The organism is Caloranaerobacter longqiensis (genome assembly GCF_050286925.1).
Classification (GTDB): Bacteria; Bacillota; Clostridia; order Tissierellales; family Thermohalobacteraceae; genus Caloranaerobacter.
The window spans coordinates 37,682-64,214 of sequence record NZ_JBFWFX010000011.1; the positions used below are offsets into that span (position 1 = coordinate 37,682).

Here is a 26,533-nt window from a genome sequence, read left to right on the forward strand (position 1 = left end):
ATTCAGCCTTTAAATTTCTTAAGAGCACTCCCATTTAAATAACTACATTTTTTCCCTTGAAAAGTTTTTAATTCTATCATTTTATTAATTATTTCCTCTTTTACCTTCCACCAACTTGTATTCCAATTAACAAAAATAGTATTTTCTTCAGGAGCTCTTCCTATAAGCCTCTGTACAACAATATCAGATTTAAGATATTCTAAAAAATTAATAACTCTAAAAATATACTCATCCTTTGATATTATTTGTATTCTTCCTTCTTTATAAAGTTTTGCAAGAGGGGTATTTTCAACAATATATAAAGAATGCAGTTTAACCTGGTCAACTGATAAAGCAGACAATATTTTTGCATTTTCAATAACATCATCCATTGTATCCCATGGTAGATTTAATATCAAATGTGCACATACTTCAAATCCAAAACTTTTAATCCTAATTACACTATCGATAAATTCAGCTAAAGTATGTCCTCTATTAATTTTTTTCAAAGTATGATAATTAACAGTTTGTAACCCCAATTCTATAGTAACGTTAACTCCATAATCGTCTTTTATCTTCTTTAGAAATTCTAAATACTTATCAGAAATACAATCTGGCCTTGTAGATATGTCAATTTCGACAATATCTTCTAATATAGCTTCTGTAATATTCTTTTTAAATGAACTTATATCCATGTATGTATTTGTAAAGTTCTGAAAGTAAGCTATAAATTTATTCGCTTTATACTTTTTTTTGATATATGCCTTATTCGTTAAAATTTGATCTCTTACCGAAAGCACATTCGATAAGCTTTCAAAACCTGCACCTACTTCTCCACAAAAAATACACCCTCCATATCCTACCGTCCCATCTCTATTAGGACATGTAATTGGTAAATTTATTGGAAGTTTATAAACTTTTTCTCCATATTTGTTTTTTAGATAGACTGAATATACTCTGTATAAGTCTTTTTCTTCCATACTGCCACCCCATAAATTTATTACTAGACTCTATCTATTTTATCACAAAAACTATAATTAATACTAACTTTCTTTTTCACAGTATATTCAGTCTAATGCTTTATAAAGTTCTCATGCTCTTATTAAACATTTGAGCTATAAACAAGAGTAACAATACAATGCTAAATAATAGATATACATTTTGAAGTGATATAAATCCAACAAGTAATCCAACAATTCCACCACCAATAGGTGTAGCTGATAATGCTAATGCATTTACAAATGATACTGCACGTGGAATATATTCTTGATCTACCCTAGACATTAATGCTACCTTTAATGGTACATTCATCATAGGAATTGATAATCCCATAAATGCACAAATAATTACTAATGGTAAATATACTAATGCAGTTCCTTTAAATATATGTAATTGAGATAAACTTGCATAACATAGACTAAATATGATTCCTGAAAGAACAAACATTTGGAATCCTGAAAGTTTATTCTTTATAAATGGTACTAACATACTTCCAATAATCATTGCAATCGAAAATGATGTAGCCATAACAGAAATTGCATTAGGCCCTCTGTTTAAAACGATTTCTACATATGCAGGCATCATAGAATTAAATGGAATTAAAAATAAGTTAAACATTCCTGCAAATATACAGACATTTAAAATAAATTTTTTCTTTAGTATGTACCTAGTTCCCTCACTTAAATCCTTAAAATATTGATTGACTGTCAACTTGCCTTCTTTCAAAGTTTCTTTAGGTACTTTTATTAATGCTATTAAAAAACCGCAAATAAAAAACGTAATTGCATCAATAAATATTACTCCACCTATACCAATTATCATAATAAGAGTACCTGCTATAGAATATCCAATAAGTTCCATAAATGTAATAATACTTGAATCTAAAGACATTGCATGTTCGAATTTCTCTTTGCTAATAATTTGAGTAAGTAATGATGTGTCTGACGGTGCTCTAAATGCTTCAAATGTAGAATTTATAAACGTAAATACAAATAAATGCCATGGTTGTAAAAATCCCTTTATAAAAAGAAAAGCCGTTAGAAAAACAGTAAATCCGCGTCCTATATCGCATAAATAAACAACTCTCTTCTTAGGTAAATAACTTACAACAACTCCAGATACAACATTAAATAAAATCGACGGAATACCATTAACAGCATATAATGTAGCCAGCATTGCAGCTGATCCGGTTAATTTAAATACCATCCAACCATACGCCACAATATCTAAAGAATCTCCAAATCTTGAAATCAACTTTCCTATAATATATTTCATATACTCTGTTTCTTTAAGCAATACTTTATAACTCATTTTCTCTTTTATAGCTTTTTCGTCCATTTAACTCCCCCCAAATAAAACCTTTTTTCGTAAAGTTAAATAGATGTTGTACAATTCCAAACTTTTAAACATCTGTAGTTATTTGCATTTATTTGTTATTTTGGACTTCTTTGTATAGAATATCTTAATTTCATTCATATGTCAATAAATATTTTCTGAATTTTTTAAAAAAATATGATAAATATTTCTCCTTAAATTTTTCTCTAAAAACAAAAAAACTGCTGACATTATAAGTCAACAGTTTTTCTACAATTTAAGCACTTTCTTTAACAACATTTTTATCTTTAAAATACTTTAATCCTACAACTCCTAAATAAATCCAATAACTAATCACCTCAATTAGAGACGGATTACCATTATACCCAAACATAGCCTTTAATATTGAGCCTATAGTCCCTTTTTCATTCAATATACCATTTATATTATATAAATGTTCAACTATTATAGGAATAACATGAGCTTCCTGTAACTCGTGAATTCCATGAGCAAATAATCCTGCTGCAATTAATATTATTAAACCTCCTGTAACTTTAAAAAATTGTTGTAAATTTAATTTTACTGTAGTCTTAAATATAATGTATGCTACAGCAATTGCTGCTATTAGCCCAATAATTGAACCAATCAAAGAGCTTAACCATGATACTTGATTTGATAGTGCTTTAAAGAACAATACAACTTCTACACCTTCTCTATATACTGATAAGAATGCAAGTGATGCTAATCCATACACTTTATTGTCACTAACAGCGCTGTCTATCTTTCTATGTAGGTCTTCTTTCAGACCTTTACTCTGATTTTTCATCCAAATAATCATTGAAGTAAGTATCACAACTGCAACAAGCATTATTATTCCTTCAAATATTTCTTCACTTCTCCCTTCAAATCCACCTGCTAATACCTCAAATAAGTAAGCAGTAACAGCGCTTGCTAAAACTGCAAACCCAGCTCCACCATATACATATTTATTAAGATTTTGTTTGTTAATTTTAGCTAAATAACCTAATATAATACCGATAATTAATGCTGCTTCAAGAGCTTCTCTAAATATTAGTAGAAAACTACTAAACATATAATCACCTCTCCTTATATTAATGTGTTTAGTTGATATTGATATTGATTTTCATTTTCTATTATATTGTATAATGTAGCAACAAAATTGTCAAGTATTTTGATAACGATTATCATTATATATTTCTACCAAAGAAAAGTATAAAAATAAAAAGAGACAACCTTTGTGTAAACAAAAGCTGTCTCTTCATCTAATGAATTCATTATTTATAATATAAAATTATGCTTTTATTTCAGATTCTAACCCTTTAACATTTTTAAATTTAGTAATAAATATAACTAAAGCAATAACAGCTACAATTATACCAACTGGATATGAAATAGTAGTTGGTAATCTAAATCCTTCTGGAGCTTGAAGTATATAAGTTACACTTACTGCTGTCATAAATGTAGCAGGAATTGTAGCAATCCAATGTATCTTTTTATTAATCATTAAATATGCAGCTGAAGCCCAAAGAACTATCATTGCTAATGTTTGATTTGACCACGCAAAATATCTCCATATTATGCCAAAATCAATTCTTGTTAAAGTAAAACCTACTGCAAATAGTGGTACTGCAAGCATTAATCTCTTTTTAATTTCACCTTGCTTAAATCCTAATGCATCTGCAATAACTAGTCTTGCACTTCTAAATGCAGTATCTCCTGATGTTATAGGCGCTGCTATAACACCTAGCATAGCAAGTACCCCACCTATAGGTCCAAGCAAACTACTTGAAATAGTTTTAACAACTGCTCCTGGTCCACCACTTGCTATAGTCTCATTTAATCCTAATATACCACCATCAAAGAATGACATAGCTGCTGCTGCCCATATTAATGCTATAATACCTTCAGAAATCATTGCACCATAGAAAATTCTTCTTCCATATTTTTCATTAGAAATACATCTTGCCATCATTGGTGATTGTGTAGCATGGAAACCACTAATAGCGCCACAAGCAATTGTTACAAATAACATAGGCCAAATCGGTAATCCTTTTGGATGTAGATTAGTTAATGCTATTTCTGGAATATTATATCCTTTAATAACTAGCATACCGCCTATTCCAACTGCCATTATTAATAAAGCTGCACCAAATAATGGATATATCCTACCAATCACCTTATCTACAGGAAGAATAGTGGCTAAGAAATAATATACAATTATAATTCCTAACCATACACTAGCACTATCTATTCCACCTAAATTAAGACTTGCCAAAAGTTTAGCTGGTCCAGTCATAAATACTGTTCCAACTAGTATCAATAATACTACTGAGAAAATCCTCATTATCTTTCTTGCTTTCTCGCCTAGATAAATACCTACAATCTCTGAAATACTTTTCCCCTCATGTCTAACTGAAAGCATGCCTGAAAAATAATCATGCACAGCACCAGCAAAAATACTACCCAATACAATCCATAAAAATGCCGCTGGTCCAAATAAAGCACCCATTATTGCACCAAAAATTGGCCCTAAACCTGCAATGTTCAAGAATTGAATCAAGAAGATTTTTGGCCAACTTAATTGAACAAAATCCACCCCATCATTCATTGCAACTGCAGGAGTAGGTCTCTTTTCATCAACTCCGAAAACCTTTTCCACAAATTTACCATAAGTGAAATATCCCAATACTAAAATTAAGATAGAAGTTAAGAATGATACCATGCTTTCTACCCCCTATTATAATGTTGTTCATTTCAGTTTTATTATAACTTTAAATAGTAATAAAATAGGGGGAATAGGATTAAATTGCAAATATTCGCTCTTAAACTGCAATATTCATGTATAAACTACATTTAGTTTATATCCATTATCCCTCTGAATTCTTTAACCTGGCTCCTGCTTACAGGTATCTTTTCTTTGCTATATTTCATCTTAACCCGATACGTGCTGTTAAACCACGGCTCAATTTCCTCTATATAATCAAGATTTATTAAAAAGCTTCTATGGCTCCTAAAAAAATTCTTTGTGTTAAGTTTTTTTTCAAGTTGACTTAATGTATTGTTTGATTCAAATTTCCCTTTTGTAGAAACTATAATTGTATTTCTTCCCTCTACTGTAATATAAATTATTTCACCGGGATCTAAAGGAATCAGTTTACCGTTTTTATACACAGATATTTTACTAATTTTATTCCTTCTTTCATTCTTTATAAATCTTAAAAATTTTTCTAACTTATCATCATAATCTGCTCTACTATAATGTATCTCCTTTACTTTTTCTATTGCCTTTTTAAGTCTTTCCTTAGATACGGGTTTTAGTAGATAATCAACAGCATTTACCTCAAAGGCCTTTATAGCAAACTGGTCAAAGGCTGTAATAAATACTATTAAAGGAACATATTCACCTTTTACAACACGCTCTGTCACTTCTATTCCACTAATTTTAGGCATCTTTATATCTAAAAAAATCAAATCAGGCTTTAACCTTTGGATTAATTCAATAGCTTCTAATCCATGAGTTGCTTCACCAACTATGTCTATGTCATCAAACTCCTGTAACAAATATTTTATTTCTTCCCTTGCAGGCATTTCATCTTCAACTATTATGCACCTTATCATTTAAGCTATCCTCCTTTGAATTTTTAGGAATCCTCATTGTTACAGTTGTCCCAACTCCTAGCTCGCTCTCAATTTTCAAACCATATTCTTCACCATATTTGTTTTTTAGCCTATTATTTACATTTATAAGTCCTACTGAATCATTTCCCTCCTTTTTAGAAAAAATATGTTTTATATATTCCTCATCCATTCCGACACCATCGTCTTTTACAATTAATATTGTTTCTTTTTCATCATCAATAGCTTTAATTATTATAGTACCTCCCTCAAGTTTTTCCATTATGCCATGTTTAATAGCATTTTCTACTATAGGCTGCAATATTAGAGGAGGTAAAAAACAGGTTATTTTATCCGGTATATCAAACTTTACATTTAACTTATCTCCAAATCTTGCCTTCTCTATTTCAAGATAAGATTTTATATATTCTATTTCCTTTGTAAGTTCAACTTCTTCTCCACTCTGCTGCAAATTTTTCCTGAAATATGAACCTAAATGTAATAAAAGTTCCCTAGCCTTATCTGGTTTTGTCCTTATAAATGATACTATTGTGTTTATAGCATTAAATAGAAAATGGGGATTGATTTGAGCCTGTAAAGCCTTTAATTCAGCCTTTGCAAGTAATTCAGACTGATATTCTATTTTACTTAATTCAATTTGTGTTGAAAAAAGTAGTCCTAATCCTAAAGCCAATTCTAAATCAACCTGAGTAATGGAATTATCATCAGTTTTGTAGAGTTTCAACGTACCTATTACTTTATTGTTTTCTTTTAAAGGAACTATAATAGCTGACTTTAATTCACACGTATGAACATTACAATCAATTTCCTCCTTAGAATTCGCTACCATATATTTGCCACTCTTAATTACTTCCTTCGTAATAATAGTCTTTATCCTATCACCAGCTTTATGATGGTCTTCACCAGCTCCAACATGAGCTAAAATCTTTTCCCTATCTGTAAAAGCAACTGCCTTTAAATCAGTCATCTCATAAATTATCTGGGCTGTTTCACGTGCTGTTTCAGCATTAAAACCTTTTCTAAAATATTTTAATGTCTTATTTGCTATTTTTAATGCTATCTGTGCTTGATATGCAGCTGCCCTATCCTGATCCTTAAATATACTCTCTGTAATAGCAATAAATATCGCTATGCCTATGGAATTAGCAACTATCATTGGTATACCAATTATTTCCACTAAATTAACTGCTTCTATAAAAGGTTTCGCTACTATAAGGATTATTATCATCTGAATAATTTCAGCAATAATTCCCATAACCAAAGAAAATAACCATTTATTTTCGGTTTTGTAAAACTTTTCACTTAACATCCCAGCCATTATACCTTCTATAATCGTCGAAATCGCACAGGCTACAGCTGTGAATCCTCCTATATCTATAACCCACCTGTGAAATCCTGCAATTATACCCGATAATATTCCTACAAAAGGACCTCCTAAAAGTCCTCCAACAAATACACCTATTACCCTGGAGTTTGCCAATGCCCCTTTAACCAGTATACCTGAGTAAGTTCCAATTATACCAAATATTCCGAAAAGTATTGAAAGAATAAATTTATCTGAGAGACTGATATTTTTCTTAGTAACAAGCTTTCTAAATAAATCTATTTTTGACATAATAAAAGCCAGTATTATTATTGTTCCAACTCTATTTACTAAACTGGTAAGTATTGTTAGTATCAATATAAACACCTCTTTAATTTTCACTATAACTTAATTTTATACTATTTATATTATTAAATAAATATAAGTTCAAAGAAAAAAATAAAGGCTTAAGATATTTTTATCTTAAGCCTATTTATGCCTTTTATAAAGTTCCCTTTTAATATCTTCTACAGTTACTCCCATTTCTACCATCAAAACAAGAATATGATACACTAAGTCGGAAACTTCATATATTACTTCCTCTTTACTTTTATTTTTGGCTCCAATTATAACTTCGCTTGTCTCTTCTCCTATTTTTTTAAGAATTTTATCCAAACCTTTTTCAAACAAATAACTTGTATATGAATCTTCTTGTGGATTATTTTTCCTATCTTCTATCAGTTTGTATAAATAATTTACAAATTTATCTATATTGTCTTCATTACTTAAAGCACTAGACTCTAAAATCTTATTGTAAAAACAAGAGTATTCCCCTGTATGGCAAGCTACTCCCTTTTGCTTAACTTTAATAAGTATCGAATCACCGTCGCAATCATAATACATATCTACAATCTCTTGAAAATTACCCGATGTTTCTCCCTTATTCCATAATTTTTTTCTACTTCTGCTGTAAAACCATGTTTTACCCGTTTCCATTGTCTTTAGTAAAGATTTTTTATTCATATATGCAAGCATTAAAACTTCTTTAGTTTCTACATCCTGTACTATAACAGGAATCAAACCGTTGGAATCAAACTTTATTTTTTCAACAAACTCCATCTGTTTCATCCCTTTCTCACCGCTATGCCTTTTTTATCTAAATACTTTTTTAAATCCTGTATAAGAATCTCTTTAAAATGAAATACGGAGGCAGCTAATGCAGCATCGGCCTTTCCTTCATCTAATACTTCATAAAAATCCTCCTTTTTTCCTGCACCACCAGAAGCTATGACCGGGACATTAACCTCTTCAGAAATTATCTTAGTTAACTCAATATCATATCCTCTTTTGACTCCATCAGCGTCTATACTATTTATTACTAGTTCTCCTGCTCCCAATCTAACACCGAGTTTGGCCCATTCAATTGCATCAAGACCCGTATCAAGTCTTCCGCCATTTATAAAAACATTCCATCTTTCTTTTCCATCCATCCTTTTTGCATCAATTGAAAGTACAACACATTGTGACCCAAACTTTAATGCAGCTTCCTTTATTAAATTAGGGTTTCTTACTGCAGCTGAATTAATAGAAATTTTATCTGCTCCTGCCCTGAGTAATGCAGTAAAATCATCAATAGTTCTTATACCTCCACCTACTGTAAATGGAATGAACACTTCTTCTGCCGTTCTTTCAACCACATCTAAAAGTATATTCCTTTTTTCATAAGAAGCTGTAATATCATAAAACACTAATTCATCTGCCCCCTGAGCATTATAATATTTAGCAAGCTCTACTGGATCATCAACATCTCTTATATTTTTAAACTTAGTACCTTTAACGACTCTTCCAGCTTTAACATCAAGACATGGTATTATTCTTTTTGTAAGCATTTAAGCACCCCCATTGACAATTCAATCCTTAATTATCTGATATTTAAGTAGCTCGGTAATCTTTACTGCTCCACTATATATGGCCTTTCCTACTATGCAACCATAAACACCTATTTCCTTTAACTTTTTTACATCTCCTGCACTGCTAATTCCACCTGAGGCAATTATATTAATATTAACTTTTTTCTTTAATTCCTCATATACTTTAAAGTTAGGTCCTTTCATCATTCCGTCCTTTGATATATCTGTATATACAATTGTTTTTACACCGATTTTTTCTAAGTCCTTTGCAAATTCGATTGAATTAATAGAACTTAAGTTTATCCATCCGTCAACTGCTACAAAACCATCATTAGCATCTATAGAAACTACAATTCTATTACCATAATCTCTTATTAATTGTTCTAAAAGTTCCGGATTTCTAACTGCTAAAGTACCTATAATCACCCTTTCAACTCCACATTCCAGTAATATGTCAACAATTTTTCTACTTCTTATTCCACCGCCTATCTGAACGGGAATACTTACTGAACTTACTATTTCCTTAATTAATTCTATATTATTAGGAATTCCATTAACTGCACCATCTAAATCCACCAAATGGAGATATTGACATCCTTCTTTCTCCCATTTTTTTGCAATTTCAACCGGATTATCACTATATATAGTTACATCATCAAATCGACCTTGTCTTAACCTAACACATTTTCCATCCTTTATATCAATAGCAGGAAATATTATCATTTAATCATCTCCCCAAAAGCTTTTAGTAAAGCTAATCCTGTTTCACCACTTTTCTCAGGATGAAACTGCATCCCGAATACATTATCCTTTCCAACAATTGCAGGAAATCTCTTTCCATAATCAGACACACATATTACATTATCATCCTTTGTTTTTACATAATAGGAATGGACAAAGTATACATAATCTCCTTCCTTAATATACTTTAAAATCTTGTTATCCTTATTTATTTTTAACCTGTTCCATCCCATATGGGGAATTTTCAAGTTTTCATTAAATCTTACAACTTCCCCAGATAAAATTCCTAAACCTTCCCATTCTCCATCCTCAAAGCTCTTTTCAAATAAAAGTTGCATTCCAAGACAAATCCCAAGCAATGGCTTCCCTGAAGCTATATTTTCTTTTATACAGGAAATTATATTTTTCTCTTTTAGATTTTTCATTGCATCTTTAAAGGCTCCTACTCCCGGTAAAATTATTCCCTTCGAATTATTTATATCATAAATATCATCCGTAATTTTAGCCTCAATCCCCAATTTTTTCAAAGCTTTATATACGCTTTTTAGGTTCCCAACACCATAATCTATAATAGCAATCATTATATAACCCCCTTAGTCGACATTACACCTTTTATTCTTTCATCTATAGCAGTAGCTGCATCTAATGCTCTGCCAAATCCTTTAAAAATTGACTCTATCATGTGATGGGTATTCCCACTATTTATCATTTTTATATGAAGTGTAATTCTACTGTTATTTACAAAGGCCCTAAAAAACTCTTCTACAAGTTCAGTATCAAAATCCCCTACCATTTCCCTGGTAATATTTACATCGAAAGACAAATAAGGTCTTCCGCTAATATCCAATACTACTAAAGACAGACACTCATCCATAGGAGTAAATACACTTGCATATCTTTTTATTCCCTTTTTATCTCCTAAAGCGTCTTTGAAAGCTTCTCCCAGCACTATACCAATATCTTCAATGGTATGATGACCATCAACGTATAAATCTCCTTCGCATTTTAAATCTAAATCAAATAATCCGTGTCTGGCAAAAAGATTCAACATATGGTTGAAGAAGCCTATTCCCGTATCTATATTGCCCCTTCCTTTTCCATCAATATTTAATTTTAAAGATATATCTGTTTCCATCGTTTTTCTCTTTTTTTCCGACATTCTCATTTTTTCATCACTTCCTTTAATGCATCTATAAAAGCCTTATTCTCCTCTTGAGTTCCTACCGTTACTCTAAGATGATTTTCCAATCTACCTCCGCTAAAAAATCTTACCTTTACTCCCTTATCTAGTAATCCTTCAAAAACTTTTTTCCCGTTATCCACCCTGAAAAGTATAAAATTTGCACTTGAAGGATAAACTTTTATTCCGTCTATTTTTTTCATTTCATCGTACAATTTATCTCTTTCTTCATTTACCAATCGAACTCTGCTTAAAATCTCACTCTTATTCCTTAGTAACTCTATTCCTATAAGTTGTGATATGGTATTTAAGTTATAGGGAAGTTTAACGCTATTTAGTCTGTCTATAATCTTATCTCCCGCTACCAAATAGCCTGTCCTGATTCCAGCAGCTCCAAAAGCCTTAGACAATGTTCTTAACACTATAAGCCTACTGAAGTTTTTTACTTCCTGTACTATTGTTTTACCTCCAAACTCAAAATATGCTTCATCGACAACTACAACACTTTTGGTTTCATTTACAACTTTAATAATCTCTTCTTTTCTTATAAGGTTTCCTGTTGGATTATTAGGTGAACATAAAAATATCAGTTTAGCCTCTCTATCATTAGCAGTTTGTATTAAAGCATCTATATCTACATTAAAATCTTCATCCGTAGGTACATCTATATACTCTACACCTGCAATTTTGCTTATAAGTCTATACATTACAAATGTAGGAGAGTGGGATACAACAACATCATTTTTATCAGCAAAAGTATTGATTATTATATTAATCATTTCGTCAGAACCATTACCTACTATTATATTTTTGAAATTTACACCTATATATTTTGAAATTTCTCTTCTCAATGCATTACTGTTTGTATCAGGATATCTGTTTAATTTTAAGTTGTATAAGTTTTTTATAATACTTTTTATAACATTATCAGGTAAATTAAAAGGGCTTTCATTGGCATCCATTTTATACTTATATTCATAATCGTTGGGTATATACGGCTTTAAATCCAATATACTTTTCTTTACCAATAACTCTATCATTCTTCAAACCTCACTTTTATAGAATTTGCATGAGCTGTAAGCCTTTCTTCCTCAGCAATTCTTATAATCTTATTTTTACACTTATTAAGACTTTCTCTGTCATAGTATATAATACTAGATTTTTTGTAAAAGTCGTCCACTCCTAATGGAGAGAAAAATTTAGCAGTACCACTTGTAGGCAAAGTATGGTTTGGACCAGCAAAATAGTCCCCTAAAGGTTCTGGTGAATACTCACCCATAAATATTGCTCCTGCATTTTTAATACTATTAACTAATTCAAATGGCTTATCCACCATTAACTCTAAATGCTCTGGTGCAATTTTGTTAGATAACTCAACTGACTCTTCTAAATCATTAACAACTATAATTACTCCATAATCATTGAGGGCTTTTTCTATAATATCCCTTCTGGATAATTGTTTAACCTGCCTTTCTATTTCATCTCTTACTTTTACAGCTAACTCCTTTGAAGTAGTTATCAATATAGATGATGCCAGTACATCATGTTCAGCCTGAGACAGCATATCGGCAGCTATATATCTTTCATTTGCATTATCATCTGCAATTATCAATATCTCACTTGGTCCTGCAATCATATCTATATCAACATATCCGTATACCATCCTTTTTGCCATAGCTACATAAATATTACCCGGCCCCACAATTTTATCCACTTTAGGAATAGTCTCCGTTCCAAAGGTTAAGGCACCGATTGCCTGTGCACCGCCAATTTTAAATATCCTGTCTACACCTGCTACTTTTGCTGCAGCCAATATATTTTTATTAATTTTTCCGTCCTTCGAAGGAGGAGTTACCATAATTATCTCTTTTACACCCGCCACTTTAGCAGGTACAGCATTCATAAGAACCGTTGACGGATAAGGAGCAGTACCGCCAGGTACATATATACCTACCTTCTCAATTGGATTATATATTTGCCCTAATATTATCCCCTTATCTTTATTCCATATCCATGAATTTTTGAGTTGTTTACTGTGATAATTCCAGATATTATCTCTAGCCTCAACCAAAGCCTCAACAAGTTTCGAATCACAACTATTATATGCTTCATCTATCTCATTATCAGATACAATAAGATTATCTAATTCTACACCATCAAACTTTTTTGTATAATTGTATAATGCTTTATCGCCATTTTCTTTAACATCTTCTAGTATTTTTTCTACACTTTTGTTTACCTCTCCGAATTCAAGCTGGCTTCTGTTTAGCAAATCTTTTATTAATTTTTCCGATTCTCTATCTCCTGTTTCTATAATCTTTATCATACTTATAACTCCTTTCTAAAAATCATTTGTATATTATCGATTATTTCTCTTATACTCTTATTTTTCATTTTATAGCTTACCTTATTCGCAACCAATCTGGCACTTATAGGAAACATATCTTCTACAACTACCAATCCATTCTCTTTTAGAGTTCTTCCTGTTTCAACAATATCTACTATTACATCCGAAAGACCAACTAAAGGAGCCAACTCTACAGAACCATTTAACTTGATTAAATCTATTTGTATCCCCTTTGATAAAAAATATTTCTTTGCAACATTTGGATACTTTGTTGCTACCTTTAAAGGTCTTCTGATATTATCCATCTTATATCCAGGAAGAGCTGCAACAGCAAATTTGCATTTTCCAAAACCTAAGTCAGCTATTTCATAGAGGTCTCTCTCTTCTTCCATAATAATATCTTTCCCTACTACACCTAAATCGGCCGCCCCTCTTTCTACATATACCGGAATATCACTAGCCTTTACCAATATAAAGCGTACATTCTTTTTCTCATTTGTAAATATCAATTTTCTTGAATTTTTTTCCATTTCACTATATCCTAATCCAATTTTCTTAAACATTTCATATCCTTTATCTCCTAATCTTCCTTTAGCAAGAGCAATATTTAAGTAGTCCACAATCTATCCTCCTTAATGTATTGATGTTAAAAAGCAGTTTTTAGCTTTGTTATCTAATCGCTTCATAAAATTATCAATATCAATATTCATACAATTATTTTTCTGTATGTCAATAAGCTTCAACCTCTCAGTATCATATATAATTAAAGTTTTGATTTTATTGCCCTCAGCATAGTCTATATGCTTTTTGAGATTTTTATACAAATCCGTTTCAACTATTAAGCCTTCATTCCTAAGATAATTTGCCATTTTAAAGGCTTCTTTTCTGTTTTCTTTTGTATAAAGGATTAAATAATCCGTATTAAATCCTTTATCAAACCTCTTAATAGTAGACCTTATACCGTTAAGCAATTCATCTATGTTAATTGCAAAACCGGTTGCCGGCATACAATGACCATACTGCTCAGTCAGTTTATCATACCTTCCACCATTTAAAATAATCTGTCCATGATTGGCCATATATCCCTTAAATATAATTCCAGTATAGTAGTCCAAATGGTTTATTAATCCTAAATCTATTGATATATACTGACTATATCCGTAATCATTTAATATCTCATATACAGCTTCCAGATTTTCTAGTGATCTGGCCATTCTGTCATTAAGACACATTTTTTTTGACCTTTTTAAAACATCGGAAAACTCTCCATAAAGACCCGGTAACTGTTTTATAATATCTTTAACTTCCTTTTTAATATCCAAGTTATCTAATAATCTTTCTATTTCTACAAAGTTTTTATTTTCTATAAGTCCTTTAAGTTTATCTTGAATAGCTCTGTCAATATCTATTTCTGCCAATAACCCTTTATAAAAATCTGTATGGCCTATTTCTATCTGAAAATTTGATACATTTTTAAGTAAGCTTTTAATTGCTATTGCAATTACCTCTGCATCTGCATCAGGTTCATTATTGCCGAAATATTCTATGCCAGCCTGAGTGAACTCCCTTTCTTTTCCATTTTGATTCCTACTCATTCTAAATACTTTTGAAACATAAAAAAACTTAAAATAATCTTTATTCGTTTTATAATTATTTGCAACCATTCTAGCTATAGGAATTGTCACATCAGGTCTTAGAACTAATATTTCTCCTGAGCTATCTATGAACTTAAACATCTCATCTTTTAATACAGTACTTTTGACTAATGAAAACATATCATAATATTCAATTGTAGGAGTAGAAACCTGTCTATATCCATAACTTCTAAAATTATCTTTTATACCATTTATAATCATCTCCTTAATCTCATAATCATTATAGAGTTCATATTTTACTCCGTATGGAGTCTGGTATTTGAAACTCAGCATAAAAAATTTACACCTCGCTTTATTTGTTTATCGCTTTAACGCATTAAATCATTTCTGTAAATGATACTATTTTTTTTTGATTACGTCAATAGAATTATGTAAGTTTTAAAAAAATTTAAATTTTAAAGCAAAAATTAAACAAGCTTGTTGACAAAGTTAATTTTTTAAAAAATATATGAAAATAACAAAATCTTCGATTTAAATAAATCAAAGAGGATTTTGTTGAAGTCCATTTCGGAAATTATATCTAAAATTACTTACGATTTAATAAAGTTTATAACGACTCTGGCATGCAAGCATGCCAGACAAAGTTTCAATAAAATTAACATTAATATTTATAAAAATATAAGATTTTATTATAATTTCCTTATGGATTATAAAAGCGAATGCTTGAAAGAATTTAGTTAAAAAAACTAGGTGAAAATTTTTGAGAAAATCCGTAGGCTTAGCAGGACGCTAAGCCAGCATCCTACAAGACAGGAGGTAGTCTGAAATTAAACCTTGCTATTTCAAAAAAAGAATAAACCTAAGCTTAAAGCTTAGGTTAAAAAATTATATATATAATTGTATACAATCCTAAAGTTCTATTAATATAAGCTACTCTTATATAAACAAAATCTTTACTTTTAAAAATATAGTATACTACCATCAAAATAATTTTGTTATTAAAACATATTATATATAAATAATAGTAAAATATTGCAAAACTATATCCTAAATATTTCTCTTAATATCTGAGATACTCCAGCTTCATTATTTGTCTTTTTAGTAACAATATCAGCAACTTTTTTAATTTTATCAGTTCCATTTTTCATAGCTATTCCTAAACCAGCTTTTTCAACCATTTCAACATCATTATTATCATCTCCAATAGCTATGATTTGACTTTCATCAATCCCTTTGTCTTTAGCATAATCTTTTAATGAAAGCCATTTTGACCCTTTTAAGCTCATTATTTCAAGTATAGGTCCGATATCTGAACCATTTATTAAAATATGGGTGTTAAATTTTTGTGGATATTCTTTGTGTATTTTTTCTTCAAATTTTCTCAAAGTTTCATAACTATTCTCATAACATATAACTAATATTTTTGATTCTTCATAATCTAATATGTTTTTTAATTTTTTATGCCTAATAATATTCTTTTTAACATAATTCGAATATTTAATACCTTCTTCATCTTCTTCTATTAGTAAATCATATCCTTCCTCATAATGATCTACATGCAAAATTGGGTACAGTCCCATTTCTCTTCCCTTCTTAACAATCCGATTAAAATCTTCTCTTTCTAAATAATTAGCAACTAATACCTTATCATCTGATATTCTCCTTATAATATTTCCGTTATTTGCTAATATTGTTAATTCAATTCCTAGCTCTTTTGCAAAATTTTTAGCTGACCAATATCTTCTACCGGTTGCTATTATTATTTCTAAACCTTTTTTAGATAAAGTAGTTAATACTTCTTTATTCTCTTCTAATATTCTTTTATCATCAGTTAGAAGTGTACCATCTAAATCTATAGCTAATAATTTATAATTCACAGCATCACCCTATTGTTTAAGTTTGAAACCAAACTCAATATACTATAATCTAAAGTATTCCTCAAAAGATTTAGTTACATAATAATGGTCCAAAACTCCTGCCAATTCCCTTATTGAATGCATTGCTAACATTGGATTTCCAATATCAATTGAACGTATATCTAACTGACTAGATGAAATAGGTCCAATAGTAGATCCTCCTCTTTCATCTGAACGATTTACAAATTTCTGCAAAGGAATCCCTGCATTCTTACAAATCATCTCATATACAGCACAAGAATCACTATCAGTAGTATATGCTAGGTTTGCATTAATCTTTATTACTGGGCCTTTATTTATTTTTGGTTTATTCACCGGATCATGCTTTTCTGGTGAATTTGGATGGACTGCATGTGCCATATCAGCTGATATTAAGAATGAACTATAAATTGCTCTAAAGAAATCTTCTTTATCTTTTCCTAATGCATAAACTATTCTTTCTAAAATATTTATTAACATTGGTGATCCTGCACCTTGCTTAGTTTGACTTCCAATTTCTTCATTATCAAAACATACCATTACATTTGTTGAATTTGAACTTTTAGTATTAACTAATGCAGTTATTCCAGCATGTACCATTGCTAAATCGTCTAATCTTCCACAAGAAATAAATTCCCTATTAAGGCCAACAATTTTACCTTTTTCAAATTCATACAAATAAAGATCAAAATCAATAATATCATCTGGATTTACGTTTAAATATTCTGATAATAACTTAATTAAATAATTATCTTTCTCAAATTCATCATTAATTAAAGATAATATAGGCAATACGTCTTTTTGTTTATTTATTGAAACTCCTTCATTTATTTTTCTATTCATATGTATTGCTAGATTTGGTATTATGAGTATCGGTTTATTAATATTTACTAGTCTAGTTTCTGGATATAACGGATTATCACTTTTTAAACTTACTCTACCAGCTAATGACAAAGGTCTGTCGAACCATGTGTTTAAAATAGGTCCTCCATATACTTCTGTATTTAATTTTAGGTAACTATTTTCCGCTATCATTTCAGGTGATGGTTTAATTCTAAATGTTGGTGCATCAGTATGTGCTCCAATTAATTTAAATCCATCTTTTTCAACCTCTCCTTTTCCTACTACAAATGCTACTAATGCTGAATCATTTTTTGTTACAAAATATTTACCACCTTTTTCTATATTCCATCTATCTCTTAATTTTAATTCCTCAAATCCTTTATTGATTAACATTTCTTTTATGCTTTTTACAGCATGATACTGAGTTGGACTTTTATAAATAAAATCTATTAGTTCTTGTGCTAACTTTAGTTCTTTTGTCATAATTTACCTCCCACCCAAAAATATTTTTATACTATTCATCTCCAAACTCTTCTAAAAATGCTTTAGAAACAAGTTCAAACTCTTCATCACTTTCTATATTGATAAGTTCAATTTCTTCTTCTGTCTCTTTAATTTCATATAATAAAACCCTCTCTTCACCTACTGGCAACAACGCAACAAATTTTTTGCCTCTTAGTTCCATTGTTGTTAATACTAAACAATCTACTTCTGTATCATTTTCTAAAACAAGATGTATCCTTGGAAAATCCTCATGTTCATTGTCATGAGTATGTTCATGATTGCAACCACATTGGCACATTATCTTTTTATCATCTTTAGTCATTTTCATTCTCCTTTATCTTTTATTTTATTTCTCTTAATACTGCTAACAAGTAATCCCATGTTCTTTTAGTCGAAGATATGCTTAAATGTTCATTTGGTGTATGAACATCATACATATTTGGACCAAATGAAATCATATCAATATCTCCTAACTTTTCTTTAAAAAGCCCACATTCTAGACCTGCATGTATTGCAGTAATTTCTGGCTCTTTCCCGTATAAATCTTTATATACTTTAACAAATACTTTACGAATATACGAGTTAGGATTATACTGCCATTCAGGATAATCGGACTCTGTTACAAACTTAGCTCCTATAACTTTTGCCACTGTTTCTGTCTGAGATACTATATCATACTTTAAACTTCTTACTGAACTTCTGACTGCACTTTCAAATACTACTTCATTATCTTTAACAGCTACTACTCCAAGGTTAGTCGAACTTTGAACTAAACCTTTTATTTCCATACTCATAGTTTGTATACCATTTGGTATCATAACCAGTAAATCCACTACTTTTTCTGTTGTTTCAATTGAAAATACGCTATCAATATTATCATTCAATTTTTCAAGCTCCACATTAACGTCTGGATCAGAAGATTTAAATTCATTACTTAATATTTCATTCCAATACTTAATTTTTTCATTTAGTTTTTGCTCATCTTCTGGATTAATCAATATAGCTGCCTCAGCTTCTCTAGGGATTGCATTCATTTTAGCTCCACCACTAATATTTGCTAAATAAAATTTTAGCGTTTTCTGTATGTCCTTTAATACTCTTCCCATAAGTTTGTTAGCATTGCCTCTGCCTTTATCGATTTCCATACCCGAATGGCCACCTTTTAATCCTTTGACCTTGATTCTATATGTATTTAATTTTTCGTCAACTTGTATTTTAACTATAGGAAGTATAATCCTTGTTCTCACCCCACCTGCACAGCTTACTAAAAGTTTACCTTCTTCTTCTGAATCGATATTTATAAGTATTTTGCCTTTTAAATTCGAAGGATTTAAAGCTGAAGCTCCACCCATACCAGTTTCCTCTTCAGTAGTAAAAACAACTTCAAGTGGTGGATGTGGTATATCATTTGACTCTAATATCGCTAGACAATAAGCTATAGCAATCCCATTGTCTGCACCTAATGTCGTACCTGTTGCTCTTACAAAATCACCGTCAACTCTTAATTTTAAAGGGTCCTTTTCAAAATCATGTTCAACTTCTTTGTCTTTTTCACACACCATATCCATATGCCCTTGTAAAATAACAGTTGGTGAACTTTCATATCCTAAAGTTCCACCCTTTTTAATTATAACATTTAATGCATCATCTTGTATAACTTCTAAATTATGATTTTTAGCAAAAGAAACTAGATAATCGCTGATTTTCTTTTCATTTCCTGAACCTCTAGGAATTCTAGATATTTCCTCAAAATATTTAAATACAGCTTTAGGTTCTAAAGTACCTAGAACATAATTCATAGAAACATCCCCCCTTTTGTTATATTTTCTTGCTAATTATATAATTATACCTTAATTAGAAATATCCTTTTTTCAAAAAAAATAGAGTGCCAATTTAGCACTCCCAGACTGCCGGCAAACTTATTCTCTTAAGTATTTTATGAAAATGACGCTCATGCGGACGAATTTAGAAAAAACTTAAGGCTTAAATTTTTAGAAAATCCTAACGCACCTAATCAAGACCTCCTGTCTTGTAGGATGCTGGTTTGACTTCCTGTCAAACCTACGGATTTTCTCAAAAATTTTCTCCTAGTTTTTTAACTAAATTCTTTCAAGCATTCGCTTTCATTTTCATAAATATTGAAAAATATAAGTTTGTCAACAAGTTCAGAGTGCTTATTAGCACTCTGTCATTTTAGTTTTTTCTGTTTTTATTTTGTGCATCTCTTATCATCCCAGTAGCATGTCCCATTGGACATATTACACACCAGCTTCTAGGTTTATAAAATACTCCCAAAATAATAGCTATAATGCTCGATATCAGTATAAATTTAAAAATACATATTGAAATATTAATAAAATCTAAACCAGCTCTATATAAAGAAATATTAAACACTATAAGCATTACTACTAATACTATATTTTTAAAAGTCTTTGTATTCATACTTTTCGGTAAATTATTTTTCAAACTTATAGTACTTAAAAATTTCCCCAGGAAGGAACCTCTTGGGCAATATTTTACACAATGAACCTTACCTCTTCCCTTAAAAGCATGGTATAAAGGAAATCCCATACACAAAAATCCTAATATTCCAAATCTTATATCAATAATTGATAAAATAAAGAATAATACCATTAAAATCCATGACCAATTCATATGAGATTTACTCTTCATGTCAAACACCTCCGGATGCAATATTAATATATCAATATATTACGATATTAATATATTATGATATTATGTTGTATGTTTCAATGGCTGCATCCGAAGTTCTAAAATTAATTTTTTTCACAATTGTTTTAATTTTCTATACAAACAAATCTTTACATTTTATCGCTCTATATGATTGAATAAATATTAAAATTAATAATATAACTGCTAAAACAGGTGGTATAACAGTCAATAATGTTGCCAAAGTAAGAGATAAACCAGTATAGTTTAAAGTTTGATTTACTGCTTCCTTATAATTTGATAGTACAAATAATCCATATCTTATCCATATAAAAGACGTCATTATAGATACTGGTATTACTGTTAAGCTTAAATTAAATCCAGTTAATGACCTATTTTTTATCCCTCTAACCCCTAAGAAAATAGGTATAAAAAATACTGCTGGTAAAACAAAGCCGAAATATTGTGGTGATAATGCTAGGAATAAAATAGATGTAAATAAATATACTCTAAAATACTTGTTTATATAATCAGTATTACCAGTAAAATCTGCTTTAGCTGCTTTTAAATACCTTATATAATAACTTAATTTATCGTTCAATTCTTTAGAATTTGCATTTGCTCTAAATTCTTTTAATAACTCTTTACCTTTTTTTACTAATGAAGTATAAACATTTTCCAAACTATCAGATACTTCAATATTTTTATACTCATTAATTAAACTGCTTACCTTTTGAAGATATCTTTCTTTTTTCTTTTCATTTATTAGATTTGTTTTTTCTATTTTTGTAGATAATTGTTCTAAAACTTTTATTACTTCTGTTGTATTCATTAAATCACCTCAATATTTATTATATCTCATTTAGGGAAAAAATCCCCATCATTTTGATGGGGATTTTATCTCTTTTCTTCTTTTAGTAATGGTCTCACTGTTACAAACATGGAAACAAATATAATAGTCCATACAGTAATCATAAAACCTAAAGCAGCACCAGTCATATTAACATTCCTCCTTATGAACGGATCAATATCTTACCTTCTTTTAGCTCATTACCATACTTATTCTTAATTGAAATATATGATTGTATGAACCCAGCTATTAATACAACAATTACAACTATTCTACCACCTACTACCCAAGGTATTAACTGAGGTTTATCAGCAACAGAAGATGGTATCAAATCAAAGTATCCATCTTCGATATATTTTTTGGTTGAGAAGAATAGAAGTATAGCAACTGAAGCAGGAGCTATTATTTTAACAAATAAGTTGAAGAACCATGTTGGAACTTTCCATATACCACCTCTATTTAATTCTTCTAAAGCTCTTTCTCTCATTAACCAACCAACAACTGCTACTTCTATTAAACCTAATACTAATAGTAAATATGAACCAACCCAGTTATCTACTTCAGTTAAATACATAAGGTCAGCAGTTTTAGTTAAAATCGGTTCAAGACCTACTGGTAATCCAACAATTATATATCCAAAGAAAATAATCCATGCAGCTTTAGATCTTTCAATTTTCAAATCTTCTTCAACTAATGCAGTTAAATAGTTAAACATAGCTATCGCTGAAGTAAATCCAGCAAAGAATAATAGCAAGAACCATAATGCACCAAACAACTGACCTCCAGCCATCGATCTAAATACGTTTGGTAATGCAACAAATGATAGTCCTACACCTACATCTACTCCCTTAGGTCCTAAAAATGCATATGCTATAGGTATAACAGCAGTACCACCTAAAATTATTTCTGCAAACTCATTTAATGAGATAGTTGCCAATGACGAAACTACAACATCATCATCGGGTTTCAAATACGAAGCATAGTTTGCTATAATACCCATACCGATTGATAATGTAAAGAATATCTGTCCTGCAGCAGCCAATGCAGCTTTCCAATTAAGTTTTGTAAAATCAGGATTCCAAATATAATTTAAACCTTTTAATGAAGACCAGTCAGGATTAACAGGACTTCCTAAAGTTAAAGCCCTTATAGCTAATATAATTCCGAATATATATAATACAGGCATCATTAATTTTGCCCAACTCTCAATACCTTTTTGAACTCCCCTTGTAACTGCAAATGCAAGACCTAATAAAGCTAATATCCAAAATATAAATACTTTTGGACTTTGAATATAGTTTACGAAAATTTCACCTGTCGACTTTGCAGTATCCATATAACCACCAGTTGCTGAAAGATAACTGTATCCTAAAGTCCAACCAATTATTTGATTGTAATATGAATTAACTAATAATGTAACAGCAAAAGCTAATGCACCTGATAAAGCATCTATTATTGCTGCTTTTCTCGGACTTATCCCTTCTCTAGCTTGTAAATATACCATAGGACCTAATGTCCCATGTCCATATTTACCACCATAACGTCCAAGATTCCATTCAACTAGCATTACTGGAATACCAATCATTATAAGTGCTGCAAAATATGGAATTAGGAATGCACCACCACCATTGTTGGCAGCCTGATATGGGAATCTCCAAAAGTTACCTAAACCGATAGCATTACCTGCCATCGCTAGTATCAGTCCTATCTTCGATCCCCAATTTTCTCTGTTGTTTGCCATAGAATTCCTCCCTCCAAGCTTAATTCGACTGTTAGTTATATTATATGACATATGTCGACGAATTTCAAATGTTTTTACTTTTCTGAAAATATCGGAGTGTGCAGATTGTCTGATTTATATTCCCCACACTAACTTTTTGAAAGTTATTTTCTGACAAATTAATCTCAGGTGCAATTGTTAATGTGTGTAATTATTTTATTTTTATGCAAAAAAAAATGGCCTAAGCCATTTTTAAGAATTAGTCGACATATATTTCGAATCATTAACAAGACTTAACAGTCTATTAATTATTAACATACTTATTCCTATTATAAGGAATAAAACCTGAATTGAAAACTTATCAGCTATAAATCCAAATAATGGTGCTAGAATAACAACAAATAGCGATTTCAATTGACTATCTATCGACATAACAGTCGCTCTTTCATCTTTATTCATATAATCTCCACATACATCAACAACTAATGGCCTTCGTCCATCTTTTAACACATATAAAACGAAATATAACCCTAACACTAAATATATCAATTTAAATTTAATTGTAAAATACAATGCTATAGATAATATACCCATAATATCAAATGAAATCTGCATAAGTTTACTTGAAGGCAAATATTTGTTCAGCCTATATATGTTTCTCGAAGCCATCGAACTAAATATATAGAATATTCCATACGTAATACCTAAAATTACCTTTATTTGGCTATCTGAATCCAGATTTGTAATATATGAAGCTCCCATTAATAATATAGTAGTCTGTAAAATTGGCTGTATATAGTCTTTTATAGTCTTAAAAATTCCATCATATAATGACGAACTGATTAAAACTTTTACTAGCATTTTATTATTAAATATGCTTTTAAGCTTTATAAAACTATTAACAAAAAATTTTTTAATACTTAAATCACTTTCATTCTTTTCATTCAAACTGTTAGGATAACTTAAGATTAATAAAAAGTCTAAAATATAGGGTAAAATACAAATAAGAAAAATCCATCTCATTGCAGGTAGTTTTAAAACAAAAATTATAGATAAAAAGGCTGAAATTGATGAACCTAAAAGTGAAAATGAACGAGTTCTTCCGTATACAAATCCTTTATAAGAAAACCATCCTTTTTGTTCTAAATATGAATATATCATAGCCTTATGTGTACCTGACCTAAATGCTTCACCTAGTCCAAAAAATATCATAGCTATAATTATCACCATATAATTGGTACTTAAAAAGAAAAATATAAAAGATATTATATAAAATGTAAAGCAAATAAGCAACTCTGTCTTTTTACCATAACTATCTGCAAAAATACCTGAAGGAACTTCAAAAATATACGTTACTATTTCTCTTATTGCAAATAAAACACCAACCTTAAATAAACTTAATCCGTTAGCTAATAGGTATATATAGAGATATGGTTCAAAGAACTTCAGGTTTTTCAAAAAACCATAAAAACAGAATTTCCAGATTTGTTTATCTTTTTTTATTTCAGCATAAACATTTTGCATAACTACACCTCCTAATCAATATATAAGCAAAATATAAACTCAAAGTTATTTAATGATTATTATTAATTCAACAAAATTATTCTTATTCCTCTTTAAAAAAGGAAAAGTACAAATATCTTAGAAAAAAAGTAGGCATGAGCTTGTTTTAAACTCACGCCTCATTTTATTAAGCTGCCATTTGACTTTCTTGGTTTTCGCCTTTATTAATTCTGTTATATTTTTTAACATAAGTTTTTAGTAATATTATTGTAGCTACTGTATATAACACTCCTGCAACATAGTAAGGAATTCTATATCCATCTAGTAAATATTTTCCAACATTAAAAGCTGGTATAGCCATTATATGACCCGCAATAAATGAAGATAATGCACGGGTTCCTGAACTAAATAACGATATTATTCCTGCAAGAGGAGCTCTTTTTTCTTTTTCAACAAATTCTAATGGTAAACTATACATAACTGGCATAGCTAAATTCATAAGTCCCGATCTCATGAAGAAAGCAGCTGTTAATACTGGTATCATTGCAGAACCAAATTGATCTGAATTAACAATAATTAACATAAAAGGTACTGATGCTAAAGAAGCCGCTCCTAATGTTACAACAGAACCTACCCTCTTAACCAATAATGGACAAATAAACATTCCAATAACCATTGCAAAATACTGAACTGAAAGTATATTACCAACAACAGTAGGCTCTAAGTTTAGTCCATTTTTAAAGAAATTAGCGAAGAACGGACAGAACAATCCTGCTCCAAGACCTATTAATCCCATATATACTAAATATAACATTACTTCTTTATTAGCAACTACTTTTAAATCTTGAAGTAAAGTTGATTCTTTCTTCTCTATATCTAATCTTTCATCTTTATTAACTTCATCCATTGCCATAATAGGAAAAATCCCTAACAATCCAATTCCTGCAGAAACAAAAGTATAATATTTATATGCAACTAATTCACTTACTCCTAGCTTTGATTGAAAAATTGAAATAAAATTCCCTGAAGTTTTAGTTATTATTACAACCGCTAGCCAGTATAGTCCAAACATAACCGCCATAACTGATGCTCTTTCTTTTTCATTTGTATTAGCATTTATACATGGTGCAGGAAGTACCTCATAAACACCTTGAGACAATCCAAATATAAAATTGATAACATAAAGTAATAAAACATTCGGAATAAAACCATTTAAAACAAGACATGCTGCTCCTACAATTGTACCTGCCATTAATACAGGCTTATATCCAAACTTATTAGCTCCTCTACCTACAGGAACAGCCGATACTGCCATACCCAATGTATGCATTGCAAATGCAGTTCCTAATACTTTGGGATTAAAAGTTTTTTCAATTACTATACCCAATCCAGTCCAAGTGGCACCCATCAAGATAGCAAATAAAACGTTTGTTAGTATGAATAGTTTAGCATTCTTTGATGAGTTCTTAACATCTTTAATGTAACTAATTACTGCGTTCATTAATATATCCTCCTATCATATT

The 26,533-nt window shown here is 30.2% G+C and carries 24 protein-coding genes; all 24 read right to left on the bottom strand.

What is annotated here, in order from left to right:
* Window positions 1–2: 2 nt before the first annotated feature.
* The 24 genes from mnmL to AB4Y15_RS09830 all read right to left on the bottom strand — a co-directional run bounded on the left by mnmL (window position 3) and on the right by AB4Y15_RS09830 (window position 26,511).
* Window positions 3–959 (bottom strand): tRNA modification radical SAM protein MnmL/YtqA, encoded by a 957-nt coding sequence (gene mnmL, locus AB4Y15_RS09715; RefSeq protein WP_427340126.1) that lies wholly within the window; start codon window positions 957–959, stop codon window positions 3–5.
* A 100-nt stretch (window positions 960–1,059) separates the two neighbouring features.
* Entirely contained in the window at window positions 1,060–2,316 is a 1,257-nt protein-coding gene (locus AB4Y15_RS09720) for an MFS transporter (RefSeq protein WP_427340127.1), read from the bottom strand.
* Between the two features lie 253 nt (window positions 2,317–2,569).
* Window positions 2,570–3,385, bottom strand: coding sequence for an FTR1 family iron permease (locus tag AB4Y15_RS09725; RefSeq protein WP_163234169.1), 816 nt, complete (start codon window positions 3,383–3,385; stop codon window positions 2,570–2,572).
* 219 nt (window positions 3,386–3,604) lie between these two features.
* Entirely contained in the window at window positions 3,605–5,035 is a 1,431-nt protein-coding gene (locus AB4Y15_RS09730; RefSeq protein ID WP_427340128.1) for a carbon starvation CstA family protein, read from the bottom strand.
* 131 nt (window positions 5,036–5,166) lie between these two features.
* Window positions 5,167–5,931 carry a LytR/AlgR family response regulator transcription factor gene (locus tag AB4Y15_RS09735; RefSeq protein ID WP_427340130.1) on the bottom strand — a complete coding sequence of 255 codons (765 nt, stop codon included), beginning with the start codon at window positions 5,929–5,931 and terminating at the stop codon, window positions 5,167–5,169.
* Window positions 5,909–7,564: a LytS/YhcK type 5TM receptor domain-containing protein gene (locus AB4Y15_RS09740; RefSeq protein WP_427340131.1), complete on the bottom strand. Its 1,656-nt coding sequence runs from the start codon at window positions 7,562–7,564 to the stop codon at window positions 5,909–5,911. The genes AB4Y15_RS09735 and AB4Y15_RS09740 overlap by 23 nt, the downstream gene beginning before the upstream one ends.
* Window positions 7,565–7,741: 177 nt before the next feature.
* Complete coding sequence (hisIE, locus tag AB4Y15_RS09745; protein WP_427340133.1) at window positions 7,742–8,371, bottom strand: bifunctional phosphoribosyl-AMP cyclohydrolase/phosphoribosyl-ATP diphosphatase HisIE; 630 nt, start codon at window positions 8,369–8,371, stop codon at window positions 7,742–7,744.
* A 5-nt stretch (window positions 8,372–8,376) separates the two neighbouring features.
* Entirely contained in the window at window positions 8,377–9,141 is a 765-nt protein-coding gene (gene hisF / locus AB4Y15_RS09750; RefSeq protein WP_427340134.1) for an imidazole glycerol phosphate synthase subunit HisF, read from the bottom strand.
* 21 nt (window positions 9,142–9,162) lie between these two features.
* The gene (hisA, locus tag AB4Y15_RS09755) at window positions 9,163–9,885 is read right to left on the bottom strand and encodes a 1-(5-phosphoribosyl)-5-[(5-phosphoribosylamino)methylideneamino]imidazole-4-carboxamide isomerase (protein ID WP_427340135.1); all 723 of its coding nucleotides are present in this window, start codon (window positions 9,883–9,885) and stop codon (window positions 9,163–9,165) included.
* Window positions 9,882–10,484 (bottom strand): imidazole glycerol phosphate synthase subunit HisH, encoded by a 603-nt coding sequence (gene hisH, locus AB4Y15_RS09760; protein ID WP_427340137.1) that lies wholly within the window; start codon window positions 10,482–10,484, stop codon window positions 9,882–9,884. Before hisH ends, hisA begins: the two co-directional genes overlap by 4 nt.
* A complete protein-coding gene (hisB, locus tag AB4Y15_RS09765; protein WP_427340138.1) occupies window positions 10,484–11,068 on the bottom strand; it encodes an imidazoleglycerol-phosphate dehydratase HisB in 585 nt (194 codons plus the stop codon). Before hisB ends, hisH begins: the two co-directional genes overlap by 1 nt.
* Complete coding sequence (gene hisC / locus AB4Y15_RS09770) at window positions 11,065–12,123, bottom strand: histidinol-phosphate transaminase (protein WP_427340139.1); 1,059 nt, start codon at window positions 12,121–12,123, stop codon at window positions 11,065–11,067. Before hisC ends, hisB begins: the two co-directional genes overlap by 4 nt.
* Window positions 12,120–13,409 (bottom strand): histidinol dehydrogenase, encoded by a 1,290-nt coding sequence (gene hisD, locus AB4Y15_RS09775; RefSeq protein WP_427340140.1) that lies wholly within the window; start codon window positions 13,407–13,409, stop codon window positions 12,120–12,122. The genes hisC and hisD overlap by 4 nt, the downstream gene beginning before the upstream one ends.
* A gap of 2 nt (window positions 13,410–13,411) precedes the next feature.
* Window positions 13,412–14,050: an ATP phosphoribosyltransferase gene (hisG, locus tag AB4Y15_RS09780; RefSeq protein WP_427340141.1), complete on the bottom strand. Its 639-nt coding sequence runs from the start codon at window positions 14,048–14,050 to the stop codon at window positions 13,412–13,414.
* A gap of 12 nt (window positions 14,051–14,062) precedes the next feature.
* Complete coding sequence (gene hisZ, locus AB4Y15_RS09785; RefSeq protein ID WP_427340142.1) at window positions 14,063–15,358, bottom strand: ATP phosphoribosyltransferase regulatory subunit; 1,296 nt, start codon at window positions 15,356–15,358, stop codon at window positions 14,063–14,065.
* Between the two features lie 707 nt (window positions 15,359–16,065).
* Window positions 16,066–16,902 (bottom strand): HAD family hydrolase, encoded by an 837-nt coding sequence (locus AB4Y15_RS09790; protein ID WP_427340143.1) that lies wholly within the window; start codon window positions 16,900–16,902, stop codon window positions 16,066–16,068.
* 42 nt (window positions 16,903–16,944) lie between these two features.
* Window positions 16,945–18,246: a M18 family aminopeptidase gene (locus AB4Y15_RS09795; RefSeq protein WP_427340144.1), complete on the bottom strand. Its 1,302-nt coding sequence runs from the start codon at window positions 18,244–18,246 to the stop codon at window positions 16,945–16,947.
* A gap of 31 nt (window positions 18,247–18,277) precedes the next feature.
* Window positions 18,278–18,589, bottom strand: a complete 312-nt coding sequence (locus AB4Y15_RS09800) for a DUF1292 domain-containing protein (protein ID WP_427340145.1) — start codon at window positions 18,587–18,589, stop codon at window positions 18,278–18,280.
* Window positions 18,590–18,608: 19 nt separating this feature from the next.
* A complete protein-coding gene (locus AB4Y15_RS09805; RefSeq protein WP_427340147.1) occupies window positions 18,609–20,066 on the bottom strand; it encodes an aminoacyl-histidine dipeptidase in 1,458 nt (485 codons plus the stop codon).
* A 394-nt stretch (window positions 20,067–20,460) separates the two neighbouring features.
* A complete protein-coding gene (locus AB4Y15_RS09810) occupies window positions 20,461–20,940 on the bottom strand; it encodes a 4Fe-4S ferredoxin (protein WP_427340148.1) in 480 nt (159 codons plus the stop codon).
* Between the two features lie 133 nt (window positions 20,941–21,073).
* Entirely contained in the window at window positions 21,074–21,769 is a 696-nt protein-coding gene (locus tag AB4Y15_RS09815) for a hypothetical protein (protein WP_427340149.1), read from the bottom strand.
* 181 nt (window positions 21,770–21,950) lie between these two features.
* On the bottom strand, window positions 21,951–23,528 hold the full coding sequence (locus AB4Y15_RS09820) for a sodium:neurotransmitter symporter family protein (protein WP_427340151.1): 1,578 nt from the start codon (window positions 23,526–23,528) through the stop codon (window positions 21,951–21,953).
* A 231-nt stretch (window positions 23,529–23,759) separates the two neighbouring features.
* The gene (locus AB4Y15_RS09825; RefSeq protein ID WP_427340152.1) at window positions 23,760–25,031 is read right to left on the bottom strand and encodes an MFS transporter; all 1,272 of its coding nucleotides are present in this window, start codon (window positions 25,029–25,031) and stop codon (window positions 23,760–23,762) included.
* Window positions 25,032–25,197: 166 nt separating this feature from the next.
* On the bottom strand, window positions 25,198–26,511 hold the full coding sequence (locus AB4Y15_RS09830) for an MFS transporter (protein WP_427340153.1): 1,314 nt from the start codon (window positions 26,509–26,511) through the stop codon (window positions 25,198–25,200).
* Window positions 26,512–26,533: the final 22 nt, after the last annotated feature.

Excerpts from the sequence above, each read along its gene's own strand:
- AB4Y15_RS09730 (WP_427340128.1), bottom strand. The coding sequence starts at position 5,035 with ATGGTATCATTCTTAACTTCTATCTTAATTTTAGTATTGGGATATTTC.
- AB4Y15_RS09800 (WP_427340145.1), bottom strand. The coding sequence starts at position 18,589 with ATGACTAAAGATGATAAAAAGATAATGTGCCAATGTGGTTGCAATCAT.
- AB4Y15_RS09815 (WP_427340149.1), bottom strand. The coding sequence starts at position 21,769 with ATGAATACAACAGAAGTAATAAAAGTTTTAGAACAATTATCTACAAAA.
- hisH (WP_427340137.1), bottom strand. The coding sequence starts at position 10,484 with ATGATTGCTATTATAGATTATGGTGTTGGGAACCTAAAAAGCGTATAT.
- AB4Y15_RS09830 (WP_427340153.1), bottom strand. The coding sequence starts at position 26,511 with ATGAACGCAGTAATTAGTTACATTAAAGATGTTAAGAACTCATCAAAG.
- hisA (WP_427340135.1), bottom strand. The coding sequence starts at position 9,885 with ATGATAATATTTCCTGCTATTGATATAAAGGATGGAAAATGTGTTAGG.
- AB4Y15_RS09825 (WP_427340152.1), bottom strand. The coding sequence starts at position 25,031 with ATGCAAAATGTTTATGCTGAAATAAAAAAAGATAAACAAATCTGGAAA.
- hisIE (WP_427340133.1), bottom strand. The coding sequence starts at position 8,371 with ATGGAGTTTGTTGAAAAAATAAAGTTTGATTCCAACGGTTTGATTCCT.
- AB4Y15_RS09820 (WP_427340151.1), bottom strand. The coding sequence starts at position 23,528 with ATGGCAAACAACAGAGAAAATTGGGGATCGAAGATAGGACTGATACTA.
- hisD (WP_427340140.1), bottom strand. The coding sequence starts at position 13,409 with ATGATAAAGATTATAGAAACAGGAGATAGAGAATCGGAAAAATTAATA.
- mnmL (WP_427340126.1), bottom strand. The coding sequence starts at position 959 with ATGGAAGAAAAAGACTTATACAGAGTATATTCAGTCTATCTAAAAAAC.
- hisB (WP_427340138.1), bottom strand. The coding sequence starts at position 11,068 with ATGAGAATGTCGGAAAAAAAGAGAAAAACGATGGAAACAGATATATCT.
- hisF (WP_427340134.1), bottom strand. The coding sequence starts at position 9,141 with ATGCTTACAAAAAGAATAATACCATGTCTTGATGTTAAAGCTGGAAGA.
- hisZ (WP_427340142.1), bottom strand. The coding sequence starts at position 15,358 with ATGCTGAGTTTCAAATACCAGACTCCATACGGAGTAAAATATGAACTC.
- AB4Y15_RS09795 (WP_427340144.1), bottom strand. The coding sequence starts at position 18,246 with ATGACAAAAGAACTAAAGTTAGCACAAGAACTAATAGATTTTATTTAT.
- AB4Y15_RS09810 (WP_427340148.1), bottom strand. The coding sequence starts at position 20,940 with ATGAAGAGTAAATCTCATATGAATTGGTCATGGATTTTAATGGTATTA.
- AB4Y15_RS09720 (WP_427340127.1), bottom strand. The coding sequence starts at position 2,316 with ATGGACGAAAAAGCTATAAAAGAGAAAATGAGTTATAAAGTATTGCTT.
- AB4Y15_RS09805 (WP_427340147.1), bottom strand. The coding sequence starts at position 20,066 with ATGAATTATGTTCTAGGTACTTTAGAACCTAAAGCTGTATTTAAATAT.
- hisC (WP_427340139.1), bottom strand. The coding sequence starts at position 12,123 with ATGATAGAGTTATTGGTAAAGAAAAGTATATTGGATTTAAAGCCGTAT.
- AB4Y15_RS09725 (WP_163234169.1), bottom strand. The coding sequence starts at position 3,385 with ATGTTTAGTAGTTTTCTACTAATATTTAGAGAAGCTCTTGAAGCAGCA.
- AB4Y15_RS09740 (WP_427340131.1), bottom strand. The coding sequence starts at position 7,564 with ATGTCAAAAATAGATTTATTTAGAAAGCTTGTTACTAAGAAAAATATC.
- AB4Y15_RS09735 (WP_427340130.1), bottom strand. The coding sequence starts at position 5,931 with ATGATAAGGTGCATAATAGTTGAAGATGAAATGCCTGCAAGGGAAGAA.